A 25,410-nucleotide genomic window follows, 5' to 3' on the forward strand; every position below is an offset into this window, starting at 1 on the left:
GTCCGGTCCCTACAGCTTGATCTCGATGTCGACGCCAGCCGGCAGGTCGAGGCGCATGAGCGAGTCGACCGTCTTCGGGGTCGGGTCGATGATGTCGATCAGCCGCTTGTGCGTGCGCATCTCGAAGTGCTCGCGCGAGTCCTTGTACTTGTGCGGCGAGCGGATAACGCAGAAACGGTTGATCTCCGTGGGCAGCGGCACCGGGCCCGCGACCTGCGCCCCGGTACGCGTCACCGTCTCGACGATCTTCCGAGCCGAGGAGTCGACGACCTCGTGGTCATAGGCCTTGAGCCGGATGCGGATCTTCTGTCCCGCCATGGTGGCTTCTGTTCCTTCTCTCGATGCCGCTGTGTTGCGGGCGCCTGTACCGGCTGGCACAGGCCCACTTCGCCGACCCCCGCGGTCGGGCGTGTCGCGCCCTCGGGCCAGGCTCCGCCCCGGGGTTCCGGAGTGGTGCTGACCGCGCGGTGGGTCAAGGCGCCGATCGCACTACCGCGACCTGAACGCCGTGCGAGGGTGGTTGGCGACTGGGCCGCCAACCACCCTACGCTCGACTGCCTCGCCACCCGGAGGTTCAGCGAAAGCCGAACACAGGCGACGAACTGTCGTTACGCAACCTGACTAGTATGCCGCACGACCGGCGGCGGGTCTAATCGGGGTTACCCAGGTCACTTCTGGATCTTGGTGACGAACCCGGCGCCGACGGTGCGGCCACCCTCGCGGATCGCGAACTTGAGGTTCTCCTCCATGGCGATGGGCTGGATCAGCTTCACCGACATGGTGGTGTTGTCACCCGGCATGACCATCTCGGTGCCCTCGGGGAGGGTGACGACACCGGTGACGTCCGTGGTCCGGAAGTAGAACTGCGGGCGGTAGTTCTGGAAGAACGGGGTGTGCCGGCCGCCCTCCTCCTTGGAGAGGATGTAGACCGTCGCCTCGAACTCCGTGTGCGGGGTCGTGGTGCCCGGCTTGACGACCACCATGCCGCGCTCGACGTCCTCGCGCTTGATGCCACGCAGCAGCAGACCGACGTTCTCGCCCGCGCGGGCCTCGTCGAGCAGCTTGCGGAACATCTCGATACCGGTGCAGACCGTCTTCTGCGACTTCTCGCGGATACCGACGATCTCCACCTCCTCGTTCGGCTTGAGGATGCCGCGCTCGGCGCGACCGGTGACGACGGTGCCACGACCGGTGATCGTGAAGACGTCCTCGATGGGCATGAGGAACGGCTTCTCGGTCTCGCGCTCCGGCTGCGGGATCGCGGTGTCGACCGCGGTCATCAGGTCCAGGAGCTTGCCGGTCCACTCGGGGTCACCCTCGAGGGCCTTCAGCGCCGAAACCCGCACGACCGGCAGGTCGTCACCCGGGTACTCCTGCGAGGAGAGCAGCTCACGGACCTCGAGCTCGACGAGCTCCAGGAGCTCCTCGTCGTCGACCATGTCGCTCTTGTTGAGCGCCACGACGATGTACGGCACGCCAACCTGACGCGCGAGCAGCACGTGCTCACGGGTCTGCGGCATCGGGCCGTCGGTCGCCGCGACCACCAGGATCGCGCCGTCCATCTGCGCGGCACCGGTGATCATGTTCTTGATGTAGTCCGCGTGGCCGGGGCAGTCCACGTGCGCGTAGTGCCGCGACTCGGTCTGGTACTCGACGTGCGCGATCGAGATCGTGATGCCGCGGGCCTTCTCCTCCGGCGCCTTGTCGATCTCGTCGAACGGCGTGTACGGGTTCAGGTCCGGGTACTGGTCGTGCAGGACCTTGGTGATGGCCGCCGTCAGCGTCGTCTTACCGTGGTCGATGTGACCAATGGTGCCGATGTTGACGTGCGGCTTAGTCCGCTCGAACTTAGCCTTCGCCACTGGTGTCCTCCTGTGGACTTCTTGGTTCGTACGCCCGGCGCGCCGGTCGGCGCTTAGGACTCTGTCGACAGCCTTTCCGGCCTGACGGCCGGAGAGCCTTTGTGGGTTCTGCGGCGATGAAGCCTACAGGCCCGGTCTCACGCGATCCGATCGTGGTGGCCGCGGGCGGGTTGAGTCACCCGCGACCGACCACGAATCACCTGCTCGGGGCAGTTACTCGCCCGTTGCCTTCGCGATGATCTCCTTCGCGACGCTCTGCGGAACCTCCGCGTAGGAGTCGAACTGCATGCTGTAGCTAGCCCGGCCCTGGGTCTTCGACCGCAGGTCGCCGACGTAGCCGAACATCTCCGACAACGGCACCAGAGCCCTCACGATGCGGGCGCCGCTGCGCTCCTCCATCGCCTGGATGATGCCGCGGCGGGAGTTGAGGTCACCGATGACGTCACCCATGTTCTCCTCAGGAGTGGTGACCTCAACGGCCATCATCGGCTCAAGCAACGCGGGATCGGCCTTGCGGGCCGCGTCCTTCATCACCATCGAGCCGGCGATCTTGAATGCCATTTCCGACGAGTCGACCTCGTGGTACTGACCGTCCAGCAGCGTCAGCTTCACACCGACGAGCGGGAAGCCCGCGAGGATGCCGTACTGCATGGCGTCCTGCGCACCGGCGTCGACCGACGGGATGAACTCCCGCGGGATGCGACCGCCGCTGACGGCGTTGGCGAACTCGTAGGTCGGCGAGTCGTTGTCCAGCGGCAGCGGCTCGACGCTCACGATGACGCGGGCGTACTGGCCGGAGCCACCGGTCTGCTTCTTGTGGGTGTACTCGACCTTCTCCACCTTGCGGCGGATGGTCTCGCGGTACGCCACCTGCGGCTTGCCGACGTTGGCCTCGACGTTGAACTCGCGGCGCATCCGGTCGACCAGGATGTCCAGGTGCAGCTCGCCCATGCCGGAGATGACCGTCTGACCGGTCTCCTCGTCCAGCTGGACGCGGAAGGTCGGGTCCTCCTCGGCCAGGCGCTGGATGGCCGTGCCCAGCTTCTCCTGGTCAGACTTGGTCTTCGGCTCGATCGCCACCGAGATGACCGGCTCCGGGAAGGTCATCGACTCCAGGATGACCGGGTTCGCCGGGTCGGAGAGCGTGTCGCCGGTGGTGGTCTGCTTGAGACCCTGCACGGCGATGATGTCGCCGGCCTGCGCCGACGGACGCTCTTCCCGCTTGTTGGCATGCATCTGGTAGATCTTGCCGATCCGCTCCTTGCGGTCCTTGGTGGAGTTGACCACCTGGGAGCCGGAGTCGAGCGTGCCGGAGTAGACGCGCACGTAGGTAAGCTTGCCCAGGTGCTTGTCCGTCTGGATCTTGAAGGCCAGACCGGAGAAGGGCTCCGAGTTGGACGGCTTGCGCAGCAGCGGGGTCTCACCGTCGGTGGCCGTACCCTCGATCGCCGGAACGTCCAGCGGCGACGGCAGGAAGTCGACCACGGCGTCGAGCATGGGCTGGACGCCCTTGTTCTTGAACGCCGAGCCGCACAGCACCGGGTTGGCCTTGCCGGCGATGGTGGCACGCCGGATGGCGGCCTTGATCTCCTCGATGGAGACCTCCTCGCCTTCCAGGTACTTCTCCATCACCGAGTCGTCGACGTCGGCGAGGGTCTCCATCAGCTTCTCGCGCCACTCGGCCGCGGAGTCGGCCAGCTCGGCCGGGATCTCCTCGATCGCGTAGTCCTCACCCTTCTGGGTCTCCCCGCGCCAGGTGAGGGCGCGCATGCCGACCAGGTCGACGACACCGATGTGGTCGCCCTCGAGCCCGATCGGGATCTGGAGCACCAGCGGGGTGGCGTTGAGCCGGTCGATCATCATCTGCACGCAGCGGAAGAAGTCGGCACCGGTCCGGTCGAGCTTGTTGACGAAGCACATCCGCGGGACGTTGTACTTGTCGGCCTGCCGCCAGACGTTCTCCGTCTGCGGCTCGACGCCGGCGACACCGTCGTAGACCGCGACCGCACCATCCAGGACCCGCAGCGACCGCTCGACCTCGACCGTGAAGTCGACGTGGCCAGGCGTGTCGATGATCTGGATCGTGTGGCCCTTCCACTCACACTTGGTGGCAGCGGAGGTGATGGTGATACCACGCTCCTGCTCCTGCTCCATCCAGTCCATGACGGCGGCGCCCTCGTGGACCTCACCGATCTTGTACGTGATGCCGGTGTAGAACAGGATTCGCTCGGTGGTCGTGGTCTTACCGGCATCGATGTGCGCCATGATGCCGATGTTGCGTACGTTGGCGAGCGCGTCTGCGGCGGCCACTTCAATCCCTACTTATCGTCGTCTCGACTCAACTGGTGGCGGTTCCGGCGCCCGGTGGGCGCCGGAACCTCAGGTGTTACCAGCGGTAGTGCGCGAAGGCCTTGTTGGACTCGGCCATCTTGTGCGTGTCCTCGCGCCGCTTGACGGCGGCACCGAGGCCGTTGCTCGCGTCCAGCAGCTCGTTCATCAGCCGCTCGACCATGGTCTTCTCGCGCCGGGCACGGGAGTAGGTCACCAGCCAGCGCAGGCCCAGCGTGGTCGCCCGGGTGGGGCGGACCTCGACCGGCACCTGGTAGGTGGCGCCACCGACACGACGGCTGCGCACCTCGAGGGTCGGCTTGACGTTGTCCATCGCCCGCTTGAGGGTGACGACCGGGTCGGTGCCGGACTTCTCGCGGCAGCCCTCGAGGGCCGCGTACACGATCGACTCGGCGAGCTGGCGCTTGCCGCGCAGCAGGATCTTGTTCACCAGCTGGGTGACCAGCGGCGAGTTGTACACCGGGTCAGCGACCAGCGGCCGCCGCGGAGCGGGTCCCTTACGCGGCATGTCAGCTCTTCTCCTTCTTCGCGCCGTAACGGCTGCGCGCCTGCTTGCGGTTGCGGACACCCTGGGTGTCCAGCGAGCCGCGGACGATCTTGTAACGCACGCCGGGGAGGTCCTTCACACGACCGCCACGCACGAGCACGATCGAGTGCTCCTGCAGGTTGTGGCCGACACCCGGGATGTACGCGGTTACCTCGATCTGGCTGCTGAGCTTGACACGAGCGACCTTGCGCAGCGCCGAGTTCGGCTTCTTCGGGGTGGTGGTGTACACGCGGGTGCACACGCCGCGCCGCTGGGGAGACCCCTTGAGCGCAGGGGTCTTGGTCTTGGTCGTCTTGGCCTGACGGCCCTTTCGGACCAGCTGCTGAATGGTGGGCACCGGGTTTCTCCGCTCCCTTCGGCCGCTGTCTGCGGCCGCGCCGTCTGCTCGTTAGCCAGCCTGATGACCGGCTCTCCTACATTCCGACCAGGGTCACCTTGCGGAGGCCCCGGCACCCGCGGTCGGGCGTGTCGCCCAGCTCACGGTCCCGGTGCGGACGCTGTCGCGGACGTACCGGGTTTTCTGTCACCGGCACGCGGATCGCCCCGCTCCGGATCTTTGGCTTGTCGTGCCGCCGTCCGGACTCCGGAACCAGCGCACGCACGAGTTGCCCGGGCACGCCCGGGCACAAGGGGAAAGAGTACCTACCACAGCCGCCCAGGTCAAAACGGAATGGGTCGGCGAACGTCTCACCCCTCGCCGGCCGGATCGCGTCCCGCCTCGGCACCCGCGATGGGCACCTACAAACATAAGTGTACCGGCTTCCCCGCCGAAGCACCCGTCGCCCCCGGGCAGGCCCCCAGGCACCACCTGATCCACGGACCCGTCCCCGCGCCCCTGTCACGTCAGACTGATCAGCAACCCCAGCCCCAGACCCAACAGGCTCAGCAGGGCGCCCGCCGCGCCGCAGCTGACGCCGGCCACCGCGAGCCCCCGACCGGTGAACCGCACCGCCGACGGCGCCGCCGCCCGGCGGATCTGTCGCTGGCCCAGCAGGCCGGTGACGACCGCTGCCAACCCCGCCAGCACCCCCAGCACCGTGAAGGCGCCCGAGACCCACACTCCCCCACGGGCCCCGAAGGCCACACCGACGCAGATCACCAGCAGCGAGACCAGGATCGACGCGATGCCGGCCACCAGCGACCCGGTCGCCAGCCCGGCGGTCACCGGCGGCACGTCCAGGTGCACCACCCCGAACGGGGTGCCGGGCACCGCCTCCACCCGCTTCGGCGGCCTCCGCTGCTCATCGGTGGGTGGCGGCACCGGCCGGGCGGGGGCCGTACCCCAGGCGGGGAAGTGCCCCGGCGCCGGCTGCCCCCAGGGGCCCGGCCCGGACGAGGGCTGCCCCCAGCCGGGCGGTCCCGACGATGGGTGGCCCCAACCGGCCGGCGTGCCCGGTCCGGACGGTGGCTGCCCCCACCCGTGTGCGGCGGCGGGCCCCGACGGCGGTTGGGCCCAGCCGTACGGCACCGGCGTACCGGCGGCAGGGTGGGGCTGGTGGTAACCGGGCGGGAAGACCCCGCCCCACTCGGCCGTGGGCGGACCCCAGGCGGGCGAGGGCGGCGGACCCCAGCCCGCCGACGAGGGCGTACCCGCAGCAGGGGCGCCAGTCGTCGGCGCCGGCTGTCCGCCCGCTTCGGGTTGCGCCCACTCACTCCGCGCCGAGGGCATCGGCCCGAAATCCGAAACCGGTGCGGACGACGCGCTCGACGCCGGCGCGGTGGAACCGGAATCGGAGGAGGCAGGTGAGCCGACCCCCGGGGAAGACGCCGCGGTCGGATTCGGGCCGGAGGTGGCATCGACAGCTGGTTTCGAGGGAGCCGCGTCCGGAGCCGGCGCGGAGGAGGCCACGCCGGGAGCCGGCGAGCCGGGAGCCGCGTCCGGAGCCGGCGAGCCGGGAGCCGCGTCCGGACCCGGCGAGCCGGGAGGCGCGCCCGGAGCCGGCACGTCAGGATGCCCGGCTGGTTCGTCCGCCGGGGGCCGCGCCGGTTCCGTCACGAAGTCCTCCTGTCGACAGGGCCGCCAGCGCGCGCGGCGGACACCGGCCAGGCTACCGCCGGAGGCGGCGCCGTCCGCGCCGGGCGCGGTCGCCGCATGCCTCAGTCCATGTTCGAGGGGTAGTCGTGGCCGAACGGCGTGCCCGCCAGCCGGACCACGCCGATCACCACGACGACGACCACGCTGACCGCGACCAACGCCAGACCGGTCCAGGCCATCCGCTCCCCCCGCCGCAGCCAGACGCTTCCGGTGAGGAAACCCCCCGAGGCGTACGCCTCCCGGCGGGCCTGCCGGGCCAGCTGGAGCGCCACCGTCGCGGGCACCACCCCGCCGATGAACAGCCCGGTCAGCATGCCGAGCAGACCCAGCGCGAAGACCGCCCGCGCCTTGGTGGCGCGGGCCGGATCCGGGTCGAGCGGGTGGCGCAGGCCTGAAGAGGCGACGGACACCTGCCCGGATGCGGTCGTCATGCCTCCATCATGCCCAACCCGGTCCGCTGGCAGGGCGGTCCGGGAACGACGAGGCCCCCGGGCGGATGCCGGGGGCCTCGTCGTTGTCTGGTGCTTAGCGGTACGACCCGAAATCGAAGTCGTCCAGCGGCACAGCCTGCCCACTGGCCGGCCCGAAACCGTAGTCGGTCTCCGGGTAACCGGTCATCGAGTAGACCTTGGCCTTGGCCTCCTCGGTCGGCTCGACCCGGACGTTGCGGTACTTGCTGATGCCCGTACCGGCCGGGATGAGCTTACCGATGATCACGTTCTCCTTGAGGCCGACCAGCGAGTCGCTGCGCGAGTTGATCGCAGCGTCGGTCAGCACCCGCGTGGTCTCCTGGAAGGAGGCCGCGGAGAGCCAGGAGTCGGTGGCCAGCGAGGCCTTGGTGATACCCATCAGCACCGGACGGCCGGCGGCGGGCTCGCCACCCTCCGACACGAGTCGGCGGTTCTCCGACTCGAACAGCGCCCGGTCGACGAGCACGCCCGGCAGGAACTCGGTCGAGCCGGAGTCGATGACCGTCACCCGCTTGAGCATCTGGCGGATGATGATCTCGATGTGCTTGTCGTGGATGAGCACACCCTGCGAGCGGTAGACCTCCTGGACCTCACTGGTCAGGTGGACCTGGACCGCACGCGGACCCATGATCCGCAGAAGCTCGTGCGGGTCGATGGTGCCCTCGGTCAGCTTCTCGCCGACCGCGACGTGGCCGCCGTCGTGGGTCCGGAGCTTGACGCGCTTCGAGATCTTGTCGTAGACGATCTCTTCGCTGCCGTCGTCCGGCACCACGATGATCTTCCGCGAGCGCTCGCCGTCCTCGATGCGGATCCGACCGGGGGTGTCGGCGATGGGCGCCTTACCCTTCGGGACCCGGGCCTCGAAGATTTCCTGCACACGCGGCAGACCCTGGGTGATGTCCTCACCCGCGACACCACCGGTGTGGAAGGTACGCATCGTCAGCTGCGTACCCGGCTCACCGATGGACTGGGCGGCGATGATGCCGACGGCCTCACCGATGTCGACCGACTTGCCGGTCGGCAGCGAACGGCCGTAGCAGGCCGCGCAGACGCCCAGCTTCGACTCGCAGGTGAGCACGCTGCGCACCCGGACCGTCTCCACACCAGCGGCGACGATCTTGTCGACCCCGATGGAGTTGATGTCCTGGCCGCGCTCGGCCACCACGGTGCCGTCCGGCCCCTTGATGTCGTCGGCCAGGGTCCGGGCGTGCACGCTGGTCTCGGCGTGGGTGTGGACGACGAGCTTGCCGTCGAGCTTCTCGCCGATCTGCATCGGGATCGCCCGGTCGGTGCCGCAGTCCTCCTCGCGGATGATGACGTCCTGGGAGACGTCCACCAGACGACGGGTCAGGTAACCCGAGTCGGCGGTCCGCAGCGCGGTGTCGGCGAGACCCTTACGGGCACCGTGCGTGGAGATGAAGTACTCCAGCACGGACAGACCCTCCCGGTAGCTGGCCTTGATCGGCCGCGGGATGATCTCGCCCTTCGGGTTGGCCACCAGACCACGGATCGCCGCGATCTGCCGGAGCTGGAGCAGGTTACCGCGAGCACCCGAGTTGATCATCTTCCACAGTGGGTTCTCCTGCGGCAGCGCGGTGTCCATCTCCTTGGCGACCTCGTTGGTCGCCTTGGTCCAGATCTCGATGAGTTCGCCGCGACGCTCCTCGGCGGTCATCAGACCACGCTGGTACTGCTTGTCGATCCGGTCGGCTTCCTTCTCGTACTTCGCCAGGATCTCCGCCTTGCGCGGCGGGGCGATGACGTCCTCCATGCCGATCGTCACGCCGGACCAGGTGGCCCAGTGGAAGCCGGCCTCCTTGAGCCCGTCCAGGGTGGCCGCGAGAGCCACCTTGGGGAAGCGCTCGGCGAGGTCGTTGACGATCGCGGAGAGCTGACCCTTGCGGATCTCGTAGTTCACGAAGCGGTAGCCCTGCGGCAGCGTCTCGTTGAACAGCACCCGACCGAGGGTGGTCTCCACGGTCAGCGGCTCACCCTCGACCCAGCCCTCCGGAGCGGTCCACGCCTCGGCGCCGGCGCCGTTGTCGACACCGATCACGTTCCGCAGGCGGATCTTCACCGGAGCCTGCAGGTGCAGCTCACCGTTGTCGAACGCCATCCGCGCCTCGGCGTCCGAGCTGAACGCCCGGCCCTCGCCCTTCTCACCGGCGGTGAGGTGGGTGAGGTGGTACAGGCCGATGACCATGTCCTGGGTGGGCATGGTGACCGGCTTGCCGTCGGCCGGCTTGAGGATGTTGTTCGACGACAGCATCAGGATCCGCGCCTCGGCCTGGGCCTCGGCGGACAGCGGCACGTGCACCGCCATCTGGTCACCGTCGAAGTCCGCGTTGAACGCGGTGCAGACCAGCGGGTGGATCTGGATGGCCTTGCCCTCGACCAGCTGCGGCTCGAACGCCTGGATGCCCAGACGGTGCAGGGTCGGCGCCCGGTTGAGCAGCACCGGGTGCTCGCCGATGACCTCTTCCAGCACGTCCCACACGACCGGGCGCTGACGCTCGACCATCCGCTTGGCGGACTTGATGTTCTGCGCGTGGTTGAGGTCGACCAGCCGCTTCATGACGAACGGCTTGAACAGCTCCAGGGCCATCTGCTTGGGCAGGCCGCACTGGTGCAGCTTGAGCTTCGGGCCGACCACGATGACCGAACGGCCGGAGTAGTCGACGCGCTTGCCCAGCAGGTTCTGGCGGAACCGGCCCTGCTTGCCCTTGAGCATGTCGGACAGCGACTTGAGCGGGCGGTTACCCGGACCGGTGACCGGCCGGCCACGACGACCGTTGTCGAACAGCGCGTCGACGGCCTCCTGGAGCATCCGCTTCTCGTTGTTGACGATGATCTCGGGCGCGCCGAGGTCGATCAGCCGCTTGAGGCGGTTGTTCCGGTTGATCACGCGGCGGTACAGGTCGTTGAGGTCCGAGGTCGCGAACCGACCACCGTCGAGCTGCACCATCGGGCGCAGGTCCGGCGGGATGACCGGGACGCAGTCCAGCACCATGCCGAGCGGCGAGTTGCGGGTGTTCAGGAACGCCGCGACGACCTTGAGCCGCTTGAGCGCCCGGATCTTCCGCTGGCCCTTGCCGGACCGGATGGTCTCGCGCAGGCTCTCGGCCTCGGCGTCGAGGTCCATGTTCTGGACCAGCGCCTTGATGGCCTCCGCGCCCATCGAGCCGGTGAAGTACTCACCGAACCGGTCGCGCAGCTCGCGGTAGAGCAGCTCGTCGGTGACAAGCTGCTTCGGCTCCAGCTTGCGGAAGGTGTCCAGCACCTCGTCCAGGCGGTCGATCTCGCGCTGGGCCCGGTCGCGGATCTGGCGCATCTCGCGCTCTCCGCCCTCCTTGACCTTGCGCCGGACGTCCGCCTTGGCACCCTCGGCCTCCAGCTCGGCCAGGTCGGCCTCGAGCTTGGCGGCCCGCTTCTCGATCTCCGAGTCGCGGCTGTTCTCGGACTGCCGCTTCTCGGCCAGGATCTCGTTCTCGATCGTCGAGAGGTCACGGTGACGCGACTCCGCGTCCACGCTCGTCACGACGTACGAGGCGAAGTAGATGATCTTTTCGAGGTCCTTGGGGGCGAGGTCCAGCAGGTAACCCAGCCGACTCGGAACGCCCTTGAAGTACCAGATGTGGGTCACCGGAGCGGCGAGCTCGATGTGCCCCATCCGCTCACGACGAACCTTGGAGCGGGTCACCTCGACGCCGCAGCGCTCGCAGATGATGCCCTTGAACCGAACGCGCTTGTACTTACCGCAGTAGCACTCCCAGTCCCGCTGCGGACCGAAGATCTTCTCGCAGAAGAGCCCGTCCTTCTCCGGCTTCAGGGTGCGGTAGTTGATGGTCTCAGGCTTCTTGACCTCGCCGTGCGACCACTGACGGATGTCGTCGGCGGTGGCGAGACCAATGCGCAGCTCGTCGAAGAAGTTGACGTCGAGCACTATGTCCCCTATGTCGTCGTCTTTACAGCTAGATCACGGGCGGGGGTCGGGAGCCCGAAGGCCCCCGACCCGCACCACTTACACCTCTTCGACCGAGCTCGGCTCGCGCCGGGACAGGTCGATGCCCAGCTCCTCCGCGGCCCGGAACACCTCGTCGTCGGTCTCGCGCATCTCCAGGGCCACACCGTCGCTGGACAGCACCTCGACGTTGAGGCACAGCGACTGCAGCTCCTTGAGCAGCACCTTGAACGACTCCGGGATGCCCGGCTCCGGGATGTTCTCGCCCTTGACGATGGCCTCGTAGACCTTCACCCGGCCGAGCACGTCGTCGGACTTGATCGTGAGCAGCTCCTGCAGGGCGTACGCGGCGCCGTACGCCTGCATCGCCCAGCACTCCATCTCACCGAAGCGCTGACCACCGAACTGCGCCTTACCACCCAGCGGCTGCTGAGTGATCATCGAGTACGGACCGGTCGACCGAGCGTGGATCTTGTCGTCGACCAGGTGGTTGAGCTTCAGGATGTAGACGTAGCCGACCGCGATCGGGTCCGGCAGAGGCTCACCGGAACGACCGTCGAACAGCTGCGCCTTACCGGTGCGCCCGATCAGCTGCTTGCCGTCCCGGTTGGGCAGGGTCGACTCGAGCAGACCGGAGATCTCCTCCTCGCGGGCACCGTCGAAGACCGGGGTGGCCACGTTGGTGTCACCCTCGGACTCGTGCGCGTCGATCGAGCGGAGCTGGCGCTTCCACTCGGCGTCGTCACCCTCGACCTTCCAACCGGTCTTGGCCACCCACCCGAGGTGGGTCTCCAGAACCTGGCCGATGTTCATCCGGCTCGGCACACCGAGCGGGTTGAGCACGATGTCGACCGGGGTGCCGTCCTCGAGGAACGGCATGTCCTCGACCGGGAGGATCTTGGAGATGACGCCCTTGTTGCCGTGCCGGCCGGCGAGCTTGTCGCCGTCCTGGATCTTGCGCTTCTGGGCGACGTAGACCCGGACCAGCTCGTTGACGCCCGGCGGCAACTCGTCGCCGTCCTCGCGGGAGAACGTGCGCACACCGATGACCGTGCCGGTCTCGCCGTGCGGCACCTTCAGCGAGGTGTCCCGAACCTCACGCGCCTTCTCACCGAAGATCGCGCGGAGCAGTCGCTCCTCCGGGGTCAGCTCGGTCTCACCCTTGGGCGTGACCTTGCCGACCAGGATGTCGCCGGGAACGACCTCGGCGCCGATCCGGATGATGCCGCGCTCGTCGAGGTCGGCGAGCATTTCCTCGCTGACGTTCGGGATGTCGCGGGTGATCTCCTCCGGACCGAGCTTGGTGTCCCGGGCGTCGACCTCGTGCTCCTCGATGTGGATCGAGGTGAGCACGTCCTGCTGCACGAGGCGCTGCGACAGGATGATCGCGTCCTCGTAGTTGTGGCCCTCCCAGCACATGAACGCCACCAGCAGGTTGCGTCCGAGTGCCATCTCGCCCTCGTCGGTGCAGGGACCGTCGGCGATGACCTGACCGGCCTCGACGCGGTCGCCCTCGAAGACGACCGGCTTCTGGTTGACGCAGGAGCCGGCGTTGGAGCGGCGGAACTTGTGCAGCAGGTACGTCCGGCGGTGGCCGTCATCCTGGTGGATGGTGACGTAGTCGGCGCAGAGATCCTCGATCACACCGCCGACCTCGGCGACCACCACGTCGCCAGCGTCGACCGCGGCCCGGTACTCCATGCCCGTACCCACGAGCGGCGCCTCGGCCTTGACCAGCGGCACCGCCTGGCGCTGCATGTTCGCGCCCATCAGTGCCCGGTTGGCGTCGTCGTGCTCGAGGAACGGGATCATGGCGGTCGCGACCGAGGTCATCTGCCGGGGCGAGACGTCCATGTAGTCGACGGCACCGGGGACGACGTCCTCGGTCTCGCCGCCCTTACGACGGCAGAGCACCCGGTCCTCGGCGAACGTGCCGTCAGCCTTCAGGCGCGCGTTGGCCTGGGCCTTGACGAACCGGTCCTCCTCGTCCGCGGTCAGGTAGTCGATCTGGTCGGTGACCCGACCCTCGACGACCTTCCGGTACGGCGTCTCGATGAAGCCGAACGGGTTGACCCGGGCGAAGGTGGACAGCGCGCCGATCAGGCCGATGTTCGGGCCTTCCGGCGTCTCGATCGGGCACATCCGGCCGTAGTGGGACGGGTGCACGTCGCGGACCTCGAAGCCGGCCCGCTCCCGGGACAGACCACCCGGGCCGAGCGCGCTCAGCCGACGCCGGTGGGTCAGGCCCGCCAGCGGGTTGGTCTGGTCCATGAACTGGGACAGCTGCGACGTACCGAAGAACTCCTTGATCGCCGCCACCACCGGGCGGATGTTGATCAGGGTCTGCGGCGTGATCGCCTCGACGTCCTGCGTGGTCATCCGCTCGCGGACGACCCGCTCCATCCGGGAGAGGCCGACCCGAACCTGGTTCTGGATCAGCTCGCCCACGGTACGGAGGCGCCGGTTGCCGAAGTGGTCGATGTCGTCGGCCTCGTAGCCGTCCTCACCGGCGTGCAGCCGGCACAGGTACTCCACGGTGGCGACGATGTCGTCCTCGGTCAGCGTGCCGGTGGTGATCGGCACGTCGACTTCGAGCTTCTTGTTGAACTTGTAGCGCCCGACCTTGGCCACGTCGTACCTCTTCGGGTTGAAGAAGAGGTTGTCGAGCAGGGTCTGGGCGTTCTCGCGCGTCGGCGGCTCGCCAGGGCGCAGCTTGCGGTAGATGTCTAGCAGGGCCTCGTCGGCGCCGGCGATGTGGTCCTTCTCGAGCGTGGTCATCATCAGCTCGGACCAGCCGAACTTCTCACGGATCCGCTCGGCCGACCATCCGATGGCCTTGAGCAGGACCGTGACGGCCTGCCGGCGCTTGCGGTCGATACGTACGCCGACCGTGTCGCGCTTGTCGATGTCGAACTCCAGCCAGGCACCCCGACTCGGGATGACCTTGACGCTGGAGAGGTCGCGGTCGGAGGTCTTGTCCGGCTGCTTGTCGAAGTACACGCCCGGAGACCGGACGAGCTGGCTGACCACGACGCGCTCGGTGCCGTTGATGACGAAGGTGCCCTTGGGCGTCATCATCGGGAAGTCACCCATGAACACCGTCTGGCTCTTGATCTCGCCAGTGGTGTTGTTGGTGAACTCCGCGGTCACGAAGAGCGGAGCGCAGTAGGTCAGGTCCTTCTCCTTGCACTCCTCGATCGAGGCCTTGACCTCGTCGAAGCGCGGCGCCGAGAAGGAGAGCGACATGGTGCCGGAGAAGTCCTCAATGGGACTGATCTCTTCAAGGATCTCCGCGAGACCCGAGCGTGCGTGCGGGTCGTCCGCCGACCGGCCCTGCCAAGCCTCGTTGCCGACGAGCCAGTCGAAGGACTCGTTCTGGATGGCAAGGAGGTTGGGGACCTCGAGGTGTTCGGTGATCCTGCCGAATGAAACTCGGCGGGGAGCGAATGCGCTCGACGTACGACTGGTCTTCGCAGGGCGGGAAGCTGCCAAGATGCGTCCTTCCGAGGACCGGTGCTGCAGAACGGCTGGTACGCGTGCACTCCAATGACCCCACCAGAATTATCCGTAAACGGACATTTCCGAGCAGGGGTCAAGTCGGAAGGCAGCGCAAACTAGCAGTGTAGCCGAGAGGCTAACCGCTGTCCAGCCCACCCCGCAGGTCGTTTGCGGAACGCTCCTCGGCCCCCGTTCACCGGGGTCTGCCGGGCCGCTCAGAACGCAACTCCCCACTGGGCCGCTCGGGTGACCGCGACCGATGGTGCCGTCGCTGTCATTACCCACATCGTGGCCGTCGCAAGCGCGGTGTCTTGCTGGTGTCAGGGTGCCTGTCAGGCCGGGGCCGCGTCAAGGGCCGGTATCCGGGTCGTCGGTTCTTTCCCACCTCAGGAGGATCCGGTCGTTCGTGCGGATGATCCCGCGCCGACCATCGGCGCCCAGCTCAGCACGGTTGTCGCCCGGTCCACGAAACACGGCGGGCGGTGATCCGTGTCGGATCACCGCCCGCCGCGACGCGACCGTGTCCCAGCTCACCGAGCCGGGTACGCGCAGGTTGGAGCTCAGGTCACTTGAGGGTGACCTTGGCGCCCTCACCCTCGAGCTTGGCCTTCGCCTTCTCGGCGGTCTCCTTGTTGACCTTCTCCAGGATGGCCTTCGGCGCGGACTCGACCGCGTCCTTGGCCTCCTTGAGGCCCAGGCCGGTCAGCTCACGCACGACCTTGATGACCTGGATCTTCTTGCCACCGTCAGCCTCGAGGACGACGTCGAACTCGTCCTTCTCCGGCTCGGCCTCGGCGGCGGCCGGAGCGCCACCGGCGGCGGCAACCGCGACCGGAGCGGCGGCGGTGACCTCGAAGGTGTCCTCGAACTGCTTCACGAACTCAGAGAGCTCGATCAGCGTCATCTCCTTGAACGCGTCGAGCAGCTCGTCGGTGCTGAGCTTCGCCATGTCTGGCGTCCTTTCTAAAGGTTGTTAAAGAACGTGGGTGCGCCGCGCGGCCTCAGGCCGCCTCGGCGCCCTCCTGCTCGCGCTTCTTGTCCGCCAGGGCGGCCGCCGCGCGGGCGGCCTTGGAGAGCGGAGCCTGGAACAGGGCCGCGGCCTTGCTCAGGTTGCCCTTCATCGCGCCGGCCAGCTTGGCCAGCAGCACCTCACGGGACTCCAGGTCGGCGAGCTTCGTGACCTCGGCCGCGGAAATGGCCTTGCCCTCGAAGACACCGCCCTTGATGACGAGCTTCGGGTTGGCCTTCGCGAAGTCGCGAAGCCCCTTCGCCGCCTCGACGACGTCGCCCGAAACGAAAGTCAGCGCGGTAGGACCGGTGAACAGCTCGTCGAGGCCGGTGATGCCCGCGTCCGTCGCGGCACGCTTCGCCAGCGTGTTCTTCGCGACCGTGTAGCTGGTCTCGGCACCGAGCGATCGCCGCAGCTGGGTGAGCTGGGAAACCGTCAGACCGCGGTACTCGGTCAGCACGGTAGCGCCCGCGCTGCGGAAGCTCTCGGTCAGCTCAGCGACGGCCGTGGCCTTGTCGGCTCGGATCGGCTTGTCCGCCATGTCCCTCCTCTCTCGTTGCTCGAGGCTGGTCCCCGGGCACGGCCGAAGCCGGAGCGGGGACGAAGGCAGCACGACAACGAAAAGCCCCGGCGCAGGGCGCACGGGGCGAGGGCCGGCGGGAAGTCACGGTCGGCGGACCATGCTCACTGCCGAATTACGCTTGCCGCCCTACGCGGGTCGCCCGTCGTCGCGGGGCCTTCGACCGTGCCGAAGCACGGTGACCAGCGGTCTCTGGGTGGTTCCTTATCCGCAATAACACGGATGAGGTTAAGAGTACGTGCCGCCGGGACCAGCGCCAAATCGCCCCCGGTGAGCCGGGTCACGCCGCCGGGCCACTCAGCCCTGGGCCCGCCGCCGCCACAGGTAGCCGGCGGTGACCGCCACGCTCCACGCCAGGGCCCAGGCCGTGAGCCCGAGCAGGGTCAGCGCGGCGGCGTCACCCGCCGTCGTCCGGGCGGTAGCCATGATCGGCGGTACCAGCCAGGGCGCGACGGAACCACGCAGGCCGAGCGCCACCGCGCCGACACCGCCGAGGGCCAGCACCGCGACGCCGTACGCGGCACCGCCCACCGACGCCCGGCTGGCCAGCGCGCCGAGGGCAACCGCGGCGGGTACGGCCAGCAGGTGCGCCCACAGCCCCAGCGCGATGCCGACCGGCACCGACCGGTCACCCGGCTCGACCGGGCCGGTGACCCCACCCACCAGCCACGGAAAGAGCAGCGCGACGGCCACCGCGACCAGCGCCGCCGCGCCGGCCGCCAGGAGTCCGGCGAGACGCTCCCGGGCCACCCCGACGGTCACCTGGGCCAGCCGACGCTGCACGTCCGGCTCGATGTCCAGCAGGATCTTGGTCTGCCAGGCGAGCACCGGGAAGAGCACCACCGCCGAGACGCCGTACGCCTCCGCCGGCTGGGACCGGCCGCCGCCGTAGAGCGTGCCGAGGACGACGAGGCCGGCGAGCAGGGGCGCCAACGCCCGTCCGGTACGCAGGAAACCCGCCAGCCGCATCCGCACCAGCGCGTTCATCGGCCCTCCCCCGTGTCGGGCTCGACCATCGCGTCGGCCGCCCCGAGCCGCGCCGACGTGGCCGACGGGGTGGGCGGATGCGCCTGGGGTGGGGTGGTGGAGGCGTCGGCGCGTACTCGGAGGATCTGATGGCCCTCGGCGCGCAGGCGGGCGACGGTGCCGGCGACCCGCGCGGCCGGCACCGCGACCTCGACCACCGCGATGGCCTCCTCGTCGGCGGGCGCGGTCTCCTCGGTCAGCACGCCCGCGGCCACCGACCAACGGCGCGCGGCCGGCAACCGGACCGTCTCCCCCCGGTGGTCGCTGACCAGGACCGTGCCACCGTCGGCCAGCACCTCGTCGATCAGCTCGGGAACCAGCTCGCGGGTCGCGGCGTCCAGGCCCTCCCACGGCTCGTCGAGCACCAGCAGGCCCGGCGCCCGCAGCATGGCCTGGGCGAGGCCGACCTTCTGCGCGGTGCCCTTGGACAGCTCCGCGAGGCGCACCGAGCGGAACGCGTCCAGCCCGAGCCGCCGCGTCCAGGTCGTCACCGCCTCGTCGGCGGCCGAGCGTCCCAGCCCAGCCGCGCGGGCCATGCCGGTCAGATAGCGGGACACGGTGAAGGGCTGATCGGCCGGGAAGCGCTCGGGCACCCAGCCCACCCGGGCCGGCCGGTCGACGACCCGACCCCGGCCCGGCCGCAACACCCCGGCGGCCACCTGGAGCAGGGTGGACTTGCCCACCCCGTTGCGGCCCAGGACGACCGCAACCTCACCCGGGCCGATCTGCGCGTCCACGCTCCGCAGCACCCACGGACCCCGCCGGTGGTACCGCAACCAGACGTTCTCCAGCCGCATGCGGACGAGCTTGCCACACCCGGAACGCGCCGGGGCGCCGCCACGATCGTGGCGGCGCCCCGGTGGAGCGATGAGTCGGCTCAGGCGTCGGCCGAGTCCTCGGTCAGGTTCTTCACCAGGTTCGGGTCGACCGGAACGCCCGGGCCCATCGTGGTGGTGAGGATGACCTTGCGGAGGTACTTGCCCTTGGCGGCGGACGGCTTGGCCCGCAGCACCTCGTCGAGCACCGCGGCGTAGTTGTCCACCAGCTGGCTCTCCGAGAAGGAGGCCTTGCCGATGATCAGGTGCAGGTTGGAGTGCTTGTCCACCCGGAAGGTGATCTTGCCGCCCTTGATGTCCTGCACCGCCTTGGTGACGTCCATGGTCACCGTGCCGGTCTTCGGGTTCGGCATGAGACCGCGCGGGCCCAGGATCCGCGCGATCCGGCCGATCTTGGCCATCTGGTCCGGCGTGGCGATCGCCGCGTCGAAGTCGAGCCAACCACCCTGGATACGGGCGACCAGCTCGTCGGTGCCCACCTCGTCCGCACCCGCCGCGGCGGCCTCCTCGGCCTTCGCGCCGCTGGCGAAGACGATCACGCGGGCGGTCTTACCGGTGCCGTGCGGCAGGTTGACCACACCGCGGACCATCTGGTCCGCCTTGCGGGGGTCGACGCCGAGGCGCATGGCGACCTCGACCGTGGCGTCGAACTTGACGTTGGTGGTCTCCTTGGCCAGCTTCACGGCCTCGGCGGGGGTGTAGAGCTTCGACCGGTCGATGACGTCGGCGGCCTTGCGGTAGCTCTTGCTGCGCTGCATTGCTGATTACTCCTGTGGTCTCTGGCGGGCCGCTCGGCGCGAGCCCTCCCACGATCGGGTCGTCGGCGGAGGCCGACGTCAGTCGTTGACGGTGATGCCCATCGACCGGGCGGTGCCGGCGATGATCTTCTCGGCCTGGTCCAGGTCGTTGGCGTTGAGGTCGGCCATCTTCTTCTCGGCGATCTCACGCAGCTGGGCGCGGCTGACCGAGCCGACCTTGGTCGCCTGCGGAACGCCCGAGCCCTTCTGCACACCGGCGGCCTTGATCAGCAGCCGGGCGGCGGGCGGGGTCTTCAGCACGAAGGTGAAGGACCGGTCCTCGTACACGCTGATCTCGGCGGGGACGATGTCGCCCCGCTGGGACTCGGTCTGCGCGTTGTAGGACTTGCAGAACTCCATGATGTTCACGCCGTGCTGACCGAGCGCGGGGCCGACCGGCGGCGCCGGCGTGGCCTGGCCCGCCGGCAGCTGAAGCGTGAACGTCTTGACGAGCTTCTTCTTCGGAGGCATGTCACTTCCTGGGGCTTGGAGCTGGGAAAATGCGGCCGTCGCCGCCGCGGCTGGGCGCGCACGGTCAGCGCGATGCGACAGCGGCGACGTTCAAGAGTAGCGCACGCCGCAGCCCGCTCGTCCGCCGAGGTCGAGCGGGAGGGCGTACGCCGACGTCGGCGGCGGGCTGAGCCCGCCGCCGACGACCATCAGATCTTGGCGACCTGGTTGAAGTTGAGCTCCACCGGGGTCTCCCGGCCGAAGATCGACACCAGCACCTTGAGCTTCTGCTGGTCGGCGTTGATCTCACTGATCGTGGCCGGCAGCGAGGCGAACGCGCCGTCGGTGACGGTAACGGAGTCGCCGACCTCGAAGTCGAGGACCTTGATCTCCGGCTTCGCCTTCTTCTGCTCGGTCTCGACGGCCGGCGCCAGCCACTTCAGCACCTCGTCGAGCGACAGCGGCGCGGGCCGGTCGGCCCGGTCGGTCGCACCGACGAAGCCGGTCACACCCGGGGTGTTGCGGACACACGAGTAGGACTCGGCGGTCAGCTCCATCCGGACCAGGATGTAACCGGGGAAGACCTTGGCCTGGACCTGCGAACGCTTACCGTTCTTGACCTCGACCTCTTCCCGGGTCGGCACCTCGACCTGGTAGATGAAGTCCTCCATGTCGAGGCTCGTGATCCGGGTCTCGAGGTTGGTCTTCACCTTGTTCTCGTAACCGGCGTACGAGTGCACCACGTACCAGTCGCCCGGCGCGTAACGCAGCTTCTGCCGCAGCTCGGCGACCGGGTCGTAGTCCTCGTCCGGCGCGGGCTCGGTGGTGGGGAACTCCGGCTCGCTGGCGGCCTCAACCGACTCGTCACCAGCCGCCGTCGCGACCGTGGACTGCTCGTCCACTTCTCCGGCGGTCTCGTCGTACTCAGGCACGCTCGCTCACTTCCGTCACTATCGGCTGGAGACAGCCGGTCAGTCCGAGTTGCCGAAGACGAACAACACGGCCTTGGCGAAGCCGTAGTCCAGCACGCCCACGATCGTCAGCATCACCGCGACGAACGTGACCACCACGGCGGTGTACGTCAGCAACTCCTTGCGGGTCGGCCAGATGACCTTACGCAGTTCGGCTACGACCTCGCGGAAGAACCGGGCGATGCGGCCGAACACGCCCACCCGACCGGTTTCCGACCTCGTGGTCGGCCGGCTGTCGGCCGATTCCGCCCGGGCGCGGGCCCGCGTCGCGGTGCCGCCCCGGGAGACCGGCTCGTCCGCGCCGGTGGCGTCGTCGTCGGCTACGTCGTCGACGATCTCATCGTCGAGACGATCGTCGCCGGCGTCCTCGCCGCGCCGCTTGTTGTCGGCCACTTCGCCCTCCGTCGCGGAATCTCGGGTCGCACGCCGGGCGGCGTACGCGGCGCTGGTCACGCCGGCCGAACCCAACCGTCCCGCGACGGGCCGCGGCCGGTGGTCCGACCGGGAGCCCCGATTGCCTCGGAACCACCCCGCCGATGCCACCACCACGGGCCGGACGCCGCCTTGTCGGCGGCGCGACCCACGGGAACGGTCAGGCCTGAGGCGCAGGGGTGACAGGACTTGAACCTGCAGCCTGCGGTTTTGGAGACCGCTGCTCTGCCAATTGAGCTACACCCCTGTGCGGCAACACTCGCCCCACGCGGTCACAGACGACCGTGCAGGGGTCACTTGCCCCACGGCGGACCAGTGTACGGGTAGGTGCCCGACTTTCCCAACCGGTCTCCCCGCCACGCGTGGCGAAGCCGATCCAGCGCGCCGCGCGGCCCCCGGTTCAGCGGGCCGGGCCGCCGTGCTCTCGCGTGTGTCCGGCCTCGGTTCAGCGCGCTGTGCGGATGAGCGCGCGCGCCTGCGACAGCACCTTGTCGCCCAGGCAGGTCGCGGTCACGTCCAGCCGGGTGAGGCCGTCCTCGGTCACCTCGCGGACCCGCGCGGTCACCTCGATCTCGGTCCCCTGGTCGTCGTCGGGGACCACCACCGGCCGGGTGAACCGGACGCCGTACTCGACCACCGCGTCGGGCGCGCCGGCCCACTCGGTGACCGCCCGACCGACCAGCGCCATCGTGAACATGCCGTGCGCGATGACCCCGGGCAGTCCCACCTTCGTGGCGACCCGGTCGCTCCAGTGGATCGGGTTGAAGTCGCCCGAGGCGCCGGCGTAGCGGATCAGGTCCGCCCGGGTCACCCGGAACGTCTTGGTTGGCAGTTCCATCTCAGGCCTCTCCACGGATGACGTACCGGGCCCAGACGGCGACCACCTGCTCCCCGGCGACGGTGCTCACGTCCGTGCGGGTGGTGAGCAGGCCGTGCCCGCCCCGGTTGCTGACCTCTTCGATGGTGTTGACGCAGACCAGCTCGTCGCCCGCGACCACCGGCCGGTTGTACGCGAACCGCTGGTCGCCGTGGACCAGCCGGCTGTAGTCGACGCCCAGGTCCGGGTCCTCGATGATCTGACGGGTCGCGGCCATGGTGACGATCACCGGGAAGGTCGGCGGGGCGACCACGTCCGGGTGGCCCAGGGCCTGCGCCGCGGCCGGGTCGTGGTGAGCCGCGTCCGTGGCGCCGATGGCCGTGGCGAACTCACGGATCTTTTCTCGGCCCACCTGGTAGGGGGCGGTCGGCGGGTACGTGCGGCCGACGAAGGAAGGGTCCAGGGACATGCCGCGAACCTACACGGAAAGCACAACCGCCGATCTGGTCGGCAGGCTGCGGCGATGCCGCGCCCGACCGGTCAGATCGGCGGTTGGAAAGGCTTCGACGACGGCCGGCGGTGCCGGCCGGCGGTCAGCGGGTCTCGCGGTGAACCGTGTGCCGGCCGTCGCGCGGGCAGAACTTCTTCATCTCAATGCGGTCGGGGTCGTTCCGGCGATTCTTGCGCGTGATGTAGTTGCGCTCCTTGCACTCCACACACGCCAAAGTGATCTTCGGCCGGACATCGGTAGCCTTCGCCACGGCGGAGTGCCTTCCTCGCTAACGGAAACAACTACGACGCGTCAGCCTAGACGCTGACTGCGCGGACATGCAAAGTGGGCGCCAGTGGCGCCCATCTCAACGACCACCGGGAACCAGCCCGGAAGACGAGAGTAGCGGTGGCCGGACTTGAACCGGCGACACAGCGATTATGAGCCGCTTGCTCTGCCATCTGAGCTACACCGCCGCGGTGGGTCCAGCTGAACCCTCGAGCCCCCTTACGGAATCGAACCGTAGACCTTCTCCTTACCATGGAGACGCTCTGCCGACTGAGCTAAGGGGGCCTGCGCGATCTCCCCGTGGGGCGCGCAGAAGTAGAATACACGGCAGGGGTCGGCAGGTGAAATCGGATCCCCGGCGGCCGGATCTGCGCAGCTCAGGGCACCACACGCAGGCGTGGAAGCTCTCCGCCGGAGATCGTCTCCGGGTCCACCTGAGCGCCGAACCAGGCGGCCAGTCGCTCGTACGGCAGCGGCCGACTGAACAGGAAGCCCTGACCGATCTCGCACCCGATGTCCTGAAGAAGCTCCAGGGTCAGTTCGCTCTCCACACCCTCGGCGACCACGGCCAGACCGAACTGCTGGGAGAGCGTCACCACCGCGTTGACGATCGCCAGGTCCCCCGGGTCGGTGGCCATGCCCTGCACGAAGGAGCGGTCCACCTTCACCTCGTGCACCGGCAACCGGCGCAGGTGGGCCAGCGAGGAGTCGCCGGTGCCGAAGTCGTCCACCGACAGCCGGACGCCGAGGTCGCGGAGCCGACGCAGCGTCGGGATGGGCCGGTCCGTGCCGTCCAGCACCCCCGACTCGGTGATCTCCAGGGTGAGGCGTTGCGCCGGGACCCGGTACTCGGTCAGCAGCTCCTGCACCCGGTCCGGGAAGTGCTGGTCGGTGAGCGTGCGGGCGGCGAGGTTCACGGCGATGGGCAGCGGCTGGTCCGCCTCGGCCCAGTCCCGGCTGCGCCGCAGCCCTTCGCGGAGCACCACCTCGGTGAGCCGACTCAACTGGCCGGTGTGCGCGGCCACCGCCACGAAGTCCTCGGGAGCGACGGTGCCGTGCGTCGGATGCTCCCAGCGGGCCAGACACTCGACACCGACCAGACGCCGGTCCCGCAAGGTCACCTTCGGCTGGAAGTAGACCTCCAGCTCGCCCTGGTCCAACGCCTGGCGCAGGTCACCGGCGAGACCCAGCCGGCGCAACGACCGGGACTCCAGGCCCGGGTTGAACAACTGCACGCTGCCCGGCACCGACTTGGCGGCGTTCGCCGCCAGGTCGACCCGGAGCAGCAGGGTCGCGGCATCGCTGCCATGTTCCGGGTGTACGGCCACACCCACGGCGGTGTTCACGTCGAGGGTGAGCGCGTCGAAGACCATCTCGTCACGGATCTGGTCGCGCAGCTGTTCGGCCAGTTCGAGTGCCGCCTCGGCGCTCTCCAACCGAAGAGTCACCAGGAACTCGTCGCCGCCCGCACGACCGACCAGAGCCGACGACGGAGCGCTCGCCCGCAGTCGGTTGGCGACCTCGACGAGCACCTTGTCCCCCGCAGCGTGGCCGAGGGACTCGTTGACCTGCTGCAACCCGTCGACGTCGAACAGCAGCAACGCCACCACCTCGTCGGGCGCGCCGATCTTGACTGACTCGTCCAGGGCGGCGGTGATGCGCCGCCGGTTGGGCAGCCGCGTCAGGGTGTCGTGGTACGCGTCGTGCCGCAGGCGGTCGACAAGACGCGAATTCTCGAGCGCCACCGCGGCATGCGCGGCCACCGTCTCGAAGACCGCGATATCCGCAGAACTGAAGTTGTTGCCGTCGCCGAGCCGGTTGGCAACCTCGAGGGTCCCGATGACGACCTCACCCGACCGCAGCGGCACCACCACCGCGTCCTTGATCCGCCGCTCGGCCAGCTCCGCGCGGAACTCTCCGTCGGTCGTCACCCCACGGCCCACCGCAACGGTACGTCCGGTCTCCTGGACCCGTTCGCGGATCATCGCCGGGGTGAGCGCCAGGTCGAGCAGGCCCGGGTCGTCCACCCGCGCGGTCAACAGGGTCTCGGGGTGCCTTCCCTGGGCGGGCAGCCACAGCGTCGCGTACTCCACCTGCATCAGCGCGCGGACCCGGCCGAGCAGCGCGTCGGCGAGTGTGCCGCTGTGCCCGCTGCCGACCACGGCGCGGGTCAGGTCGTACAGGTCGGTCAGGGTGCGGTGCTGGCGGAAGAACTGGGCGTAGGCCCGGTAGACCAGAGCAAGGCCGGCACCGAGGGCTGCCAGTAGGAGCAGCGACCACCACGTGCTACGGACCAGAATCAGCACGATCAGGCCGACCGACACGTTGATCGCCGCGGTGAGCACCGCCGGCGTGGCGGTACGCAACGTCCCGCGCCCGGTCTGCCAACCGTGCAGCAACGTGTGTACCGCCGCCACGCTGGCGTAGCTGATCAGGATCACCATGCTCACGGCGGCGAAGATGCTGCCCCAGGTGCTCGGACCGACGCCCTCCATGGGAGGGAACGCCTGGAGGACCAGGACAGCCAGCGACGTTCCCGCGGCGGCGCGCGCCACGTTGAACCACACCTTCGGCGCCGAGAACCGCTGCCTGGTGTGGGTGATCAGGGAGCTCAACGTGTAGATGACCACCACCGTCAGCGGTGGCAGAAAGTACAGCGCGAGAACCATCGGCAGCTCGGTGAGCGTGACACCGATCGTCTGCCGCCGCACCACCAGACTGAGCAGCGGCAACCCCGCCACGATCATGATGACGAGAAGGAGCATTGCCTCGGGCCAGTCGCCGAAGGGCTCCTTCGCGATCAACCCGGTGGCGGTGGCACAGACGACCGCGATCAGCGCGAGGGGCGCGGTGATGATCCACGCGTCCTCGGATGACCGTCGCCGGGGTTGACCATGACCGCTCATGGCGCTCCTTCGGATTGACGCCGAGCGGTCACGATACCGTCACTACGTCGATGGTGCCTTCCACCCGAACGGGCAAACAGGATGAT

The 25,410-nt window shown here is 68.8% G+C and carries 21 protein-coding genes and 3 tRNA genes; all 24 read right to left on the bottom strand.

Annotated features, from left to right (window positions below; translation table 11 throughout):
- Window positions 1-9: 9 nt before the first annotated feature.
- The 24 genes from rpsJ to ACQP03_RS30665 all read right to left on the bottom strand — a co-directional run bounded on the left by rpsJ (window position 10) and on the right by ACQP03_RS30665 (window position 25,324).
- Window positions 10-318 (bottom strand): 30S ribosomal protein S10, encoded by a 309-nt coding sequence (gene rpsJ / locus ACQP03_RS30550; protein ID WP_007073037.1) that lies wholly within the window; start codon window positions 316-318, stop codon window positions 10-12.
- A gap of 350 nt (window positions 319-668) precedes the next feature.
- The gene (gene tuf, locus ACQP03_RS30555) at window positions 669-1,862 is read right to left on the bottom strand and encodes an elongation factor Tu (protein ID WP_355050763.1); all 1,194 of its coding nucleotides are present in this window, start codon (window positions 1,860-1,862) and stop codon (window positions 669-671) included.
- 213 nt (window positions 1,863-2,075) lie between these two features.
- A complete protein-coding gene (gene fusA / locus ACQP03_RS30560) occupies window positions 2,076-4,172 on the bottom strand; it encodes an elongation factor G (protein WP_357126520.1) in 2,097 nt (698 codons plus the stop codon).
- A 76-nt stretch (window positions 4,173-4,248) separates the two neighbouring features.
- Entirely contained in the window at window positions 4,249-4,719 is a 471-nt protein-coding gene (gene rpsG / locus ACQP03_RS30565; RefSeq protein WP_007465317.1) for a 30S ribosomal protein S7, read from the bottom strand.
- 1 nt (window position 4,720) lies between these two features.
- Window positions 4,721-5,095 (bottom strand): 30S ribosomal protein S12, encoded by a 375-nt coding sequence (gene rpsL, locus ACQP03_RS30570; RefSeq protein ID WP_007465318.1) that lies wholly within the window; start codon window positions 5,093-5,095, stop codon window positions 4,721-4,723.
- A 501-nt stretch (window positions 5,096-5,596) separates the two neighbouring features.
- A complete protein-coding gene (locus tag ACQP03_RS30575) occupies window positions 5,597-5,977 on the bottom strand; it encodes a hypothetical protein (protein WP_357126604.1) in 381 nt (126 codons plus the stop codon).
- An 878-nt stretch (window positions 5,978-6,855) separates the two neighbouring features.
- Window positions 6,856-7,224, bottom strand: coding sequence for a hypothetical protein (locus ACQP03_RS30580; protein ID WP_355050766.1), 369 nt, complete (start codon window positions 7,222-7,224; stop codon window positions 6,856-6,858).
- Window positions 7,225-7,318: 94 nt separating this feature from the next.
- A complete protein-coding gene (locus tag ACQP03_RS30585) occupies window positions 7,319-11,206 on the bottom strand; it encodes a DNA-directed RNA polymerase subunit beta' (protein ID WP_357126524.1) in 3,888 nt (1,295 codons plus the stop codon).
- 78 nt (window positions 11,207-11,284) lie between these two features.
- On the bottom strand, window positions 11,285-14,716 hold the full coding sequence (locus ACQP03_RS30590; RefSeq protein ID WP_357126527.1) for a DNA-directed RNA polymerase subunit beta: 3,432 nt from the start codon (window positions 14,714-14,716) through the stop codon (window positions 11,285-11,287).
- Between the two features lie 571 nt (window positions 14,717-15,287).
- Window positions 15,288-15,671, bottom strand: coding sequence for a 50S ribosomal protein L7/L12 (gene rplL, locus ACQP03_RS30595; protein ID WP_007465324.1), 384 nt, complete (start codon window positions 15,669-15,671; stop codon window positions 15,288-15,290).
- Between the two features lie 52 nt (window positions 15,672-15,723).
- Window positions 15,724-16,272 carry a 50S ribosomal protein L10 gene (rplJ, locus tag ACQP03_RS30600; RefSeq protein WP_355050769.1) on the bottom strand — a complete coding sequence of 183 codons (549 nt, stop codon included), beginning with the start codon at window positions 16,270-16,272 and terminating at the stop codon, window positions 15,724-15,726.
- A 336-nt stretch (window positions 16,273-16,608) separates the two neighbouring features.
- A complete protein-coding gene (locus ACQP03_RS30605; protein WP_355050770.1) occupies window positions 16,609-17,298 on the bottom strand; it encodes a hypothetical protein in 690 nt (229 codons plus the stop codon).
- Window positions 17,295-18,134 carry an ABC transporter ATP-binding protein gene (locus tag ACQP03_RS30610; protein WP_357126532.1) on the bottom strand — a complete coding sequence of 280 codons (840 nt, stop codon included), beginning with the start codon at window positions 18,132-18,134 and terminating at the stop codon, window positions 17,295-17,297. Before ACQP03_RS30610 ends, ACQP03_RS30605 begins: the two co-directional genes overlap by 4 nt.
- An 80-nt stretch (window positions 18,135-18,214) precedes the next feature.
- The gene (gene rplA, locus ACQP03_RS30615) at window positions 18,215-18,931 is read right to left on the bottom strand and encodes a 50S ribosomal protein L1 (RefSeq protein ID WP_355053306.1); all 717 of its coding nucleotides are present in this window, start codon (window positions 18,929-18,931) and stop codon (window positions 18,215-18,217) included.
- Between the two features lie 78 nt (window positions 18,932-19,009).
- Window positions 19,010-19,441 carry a 50S ribosomal protein L11 gene (gene rplK / locus ACQP03_RS30620; protein ID WP_355053307.1) on the bottom strand — a complete coding sequence of 144 codons (432 nt, stop codon included), beginning with the start codon at window positions 19,439-19,441 and terminating at the stop codon, window positions 19,010-19,012.
- A gap of 188 nt (window positions 19,442-19,629) precedes the next feature.
- Window positions 19,630-20,352, bottom strand: a complete 723-nt coding sequence (nusG, locus tag ACQP03_RS30625; protein ID WP_355053308.1) for a transcription termination/antitermination protein NusG — start codon at window positions 20,350-20,352, stop codon at window positions 19,630-19,632.
- 39 nt (window positions 20,353-20,391) lie between these two features.
- Window positions 20,392-20,784 (bottom strand): preprotein translocase subunit SecE, encoded by a 393-nt coding sequence (gene secE, locus ACQP03_RS30630; RefSeq protein WP_357134040.1) that lies wholly within the window; start codon window positions 20,782-20,784, stop codon window positions 20,392-20,394.
- Between the two features lie 213 nt (window positions 20,785-20,997).
- Window positions 20,998-21,070 (bottom strand) — tRNA-Trp (locus tag ACQP03_RS30635).
- A gap of 198 nt (window positions 21,071-21,268) precedes the next feature.
- Entirely contained in the window at window positions 21,269-21,661 is a 393-nt protein-coding gene (locus ACQP03_RS30640) for a MaoC family dehydratase (RefSeq protein WP_357174358.1), read from the bottom strand.
- A gap of 1 nt (window position 21,662) precedes the next feature.
- On the bottom strand, window positions 21,663-22,109 hold the full coding sequence (locus tag ACQP03_RS30645; protein WP_357134045.1) for an FAS1-like dehydratase domain-containing protein: 447 nt from the start codon (window positions 22,107-22,109) through the stop codon (window positions 21,663-21,665).
- Between the two features lie 124 nt (window positions 22,110-22,233).
- A complete protein-coding gene (gene rpmG, locus ACQP03_RS30650) occupies window positions 22,234-22,401 on the bottom strand; it encodes a 50S ribosomal protein L33 (RefSeq protein ID WP_341717669.1) in 168 nt (55 codons plus the stop codon).
- Between the two features lie 132 nt (window positions 22,402-22,533).
- A tRNA-Met gene (locus ACQP03_RS30655) sits at window positions 22,534-22,606 on the bottom strand.
- 24 nt (window positions 22,607-22,630) lie between these two features.
- Window positions 22,631-22,703: transfer RNA gene (locus ACQP03_RS30660), tRNA-Thr, on the bottom strand.
- Between the two features lie 92 nt (window positions 22,704-22,795).
- Window positions 22,796-25,324 (bottom strand): putative bifunctional diguanylate cyclase/phosphodiesterase, encoded by a 2,529-nt coding sequence (locus ACQP03_RS30665; protein WP_357134049.1) that lies wholly within the window; start codon window positions 25,322-25,324, stop codon window positions 22,796-22,798.
- Window positions 25,325-25,410: the final 86 nt, after the last annotated feature.

The organism is Micromonospora sp. CA-248212 (genome assembly GCF_050948405.1).
In the GTDB taxonomy this organism is placed as follows: Bacteria; Actinomycetota; Actinomycetes; order Mycobacteriales; family Micromonosporaceae; genus Micromonospora.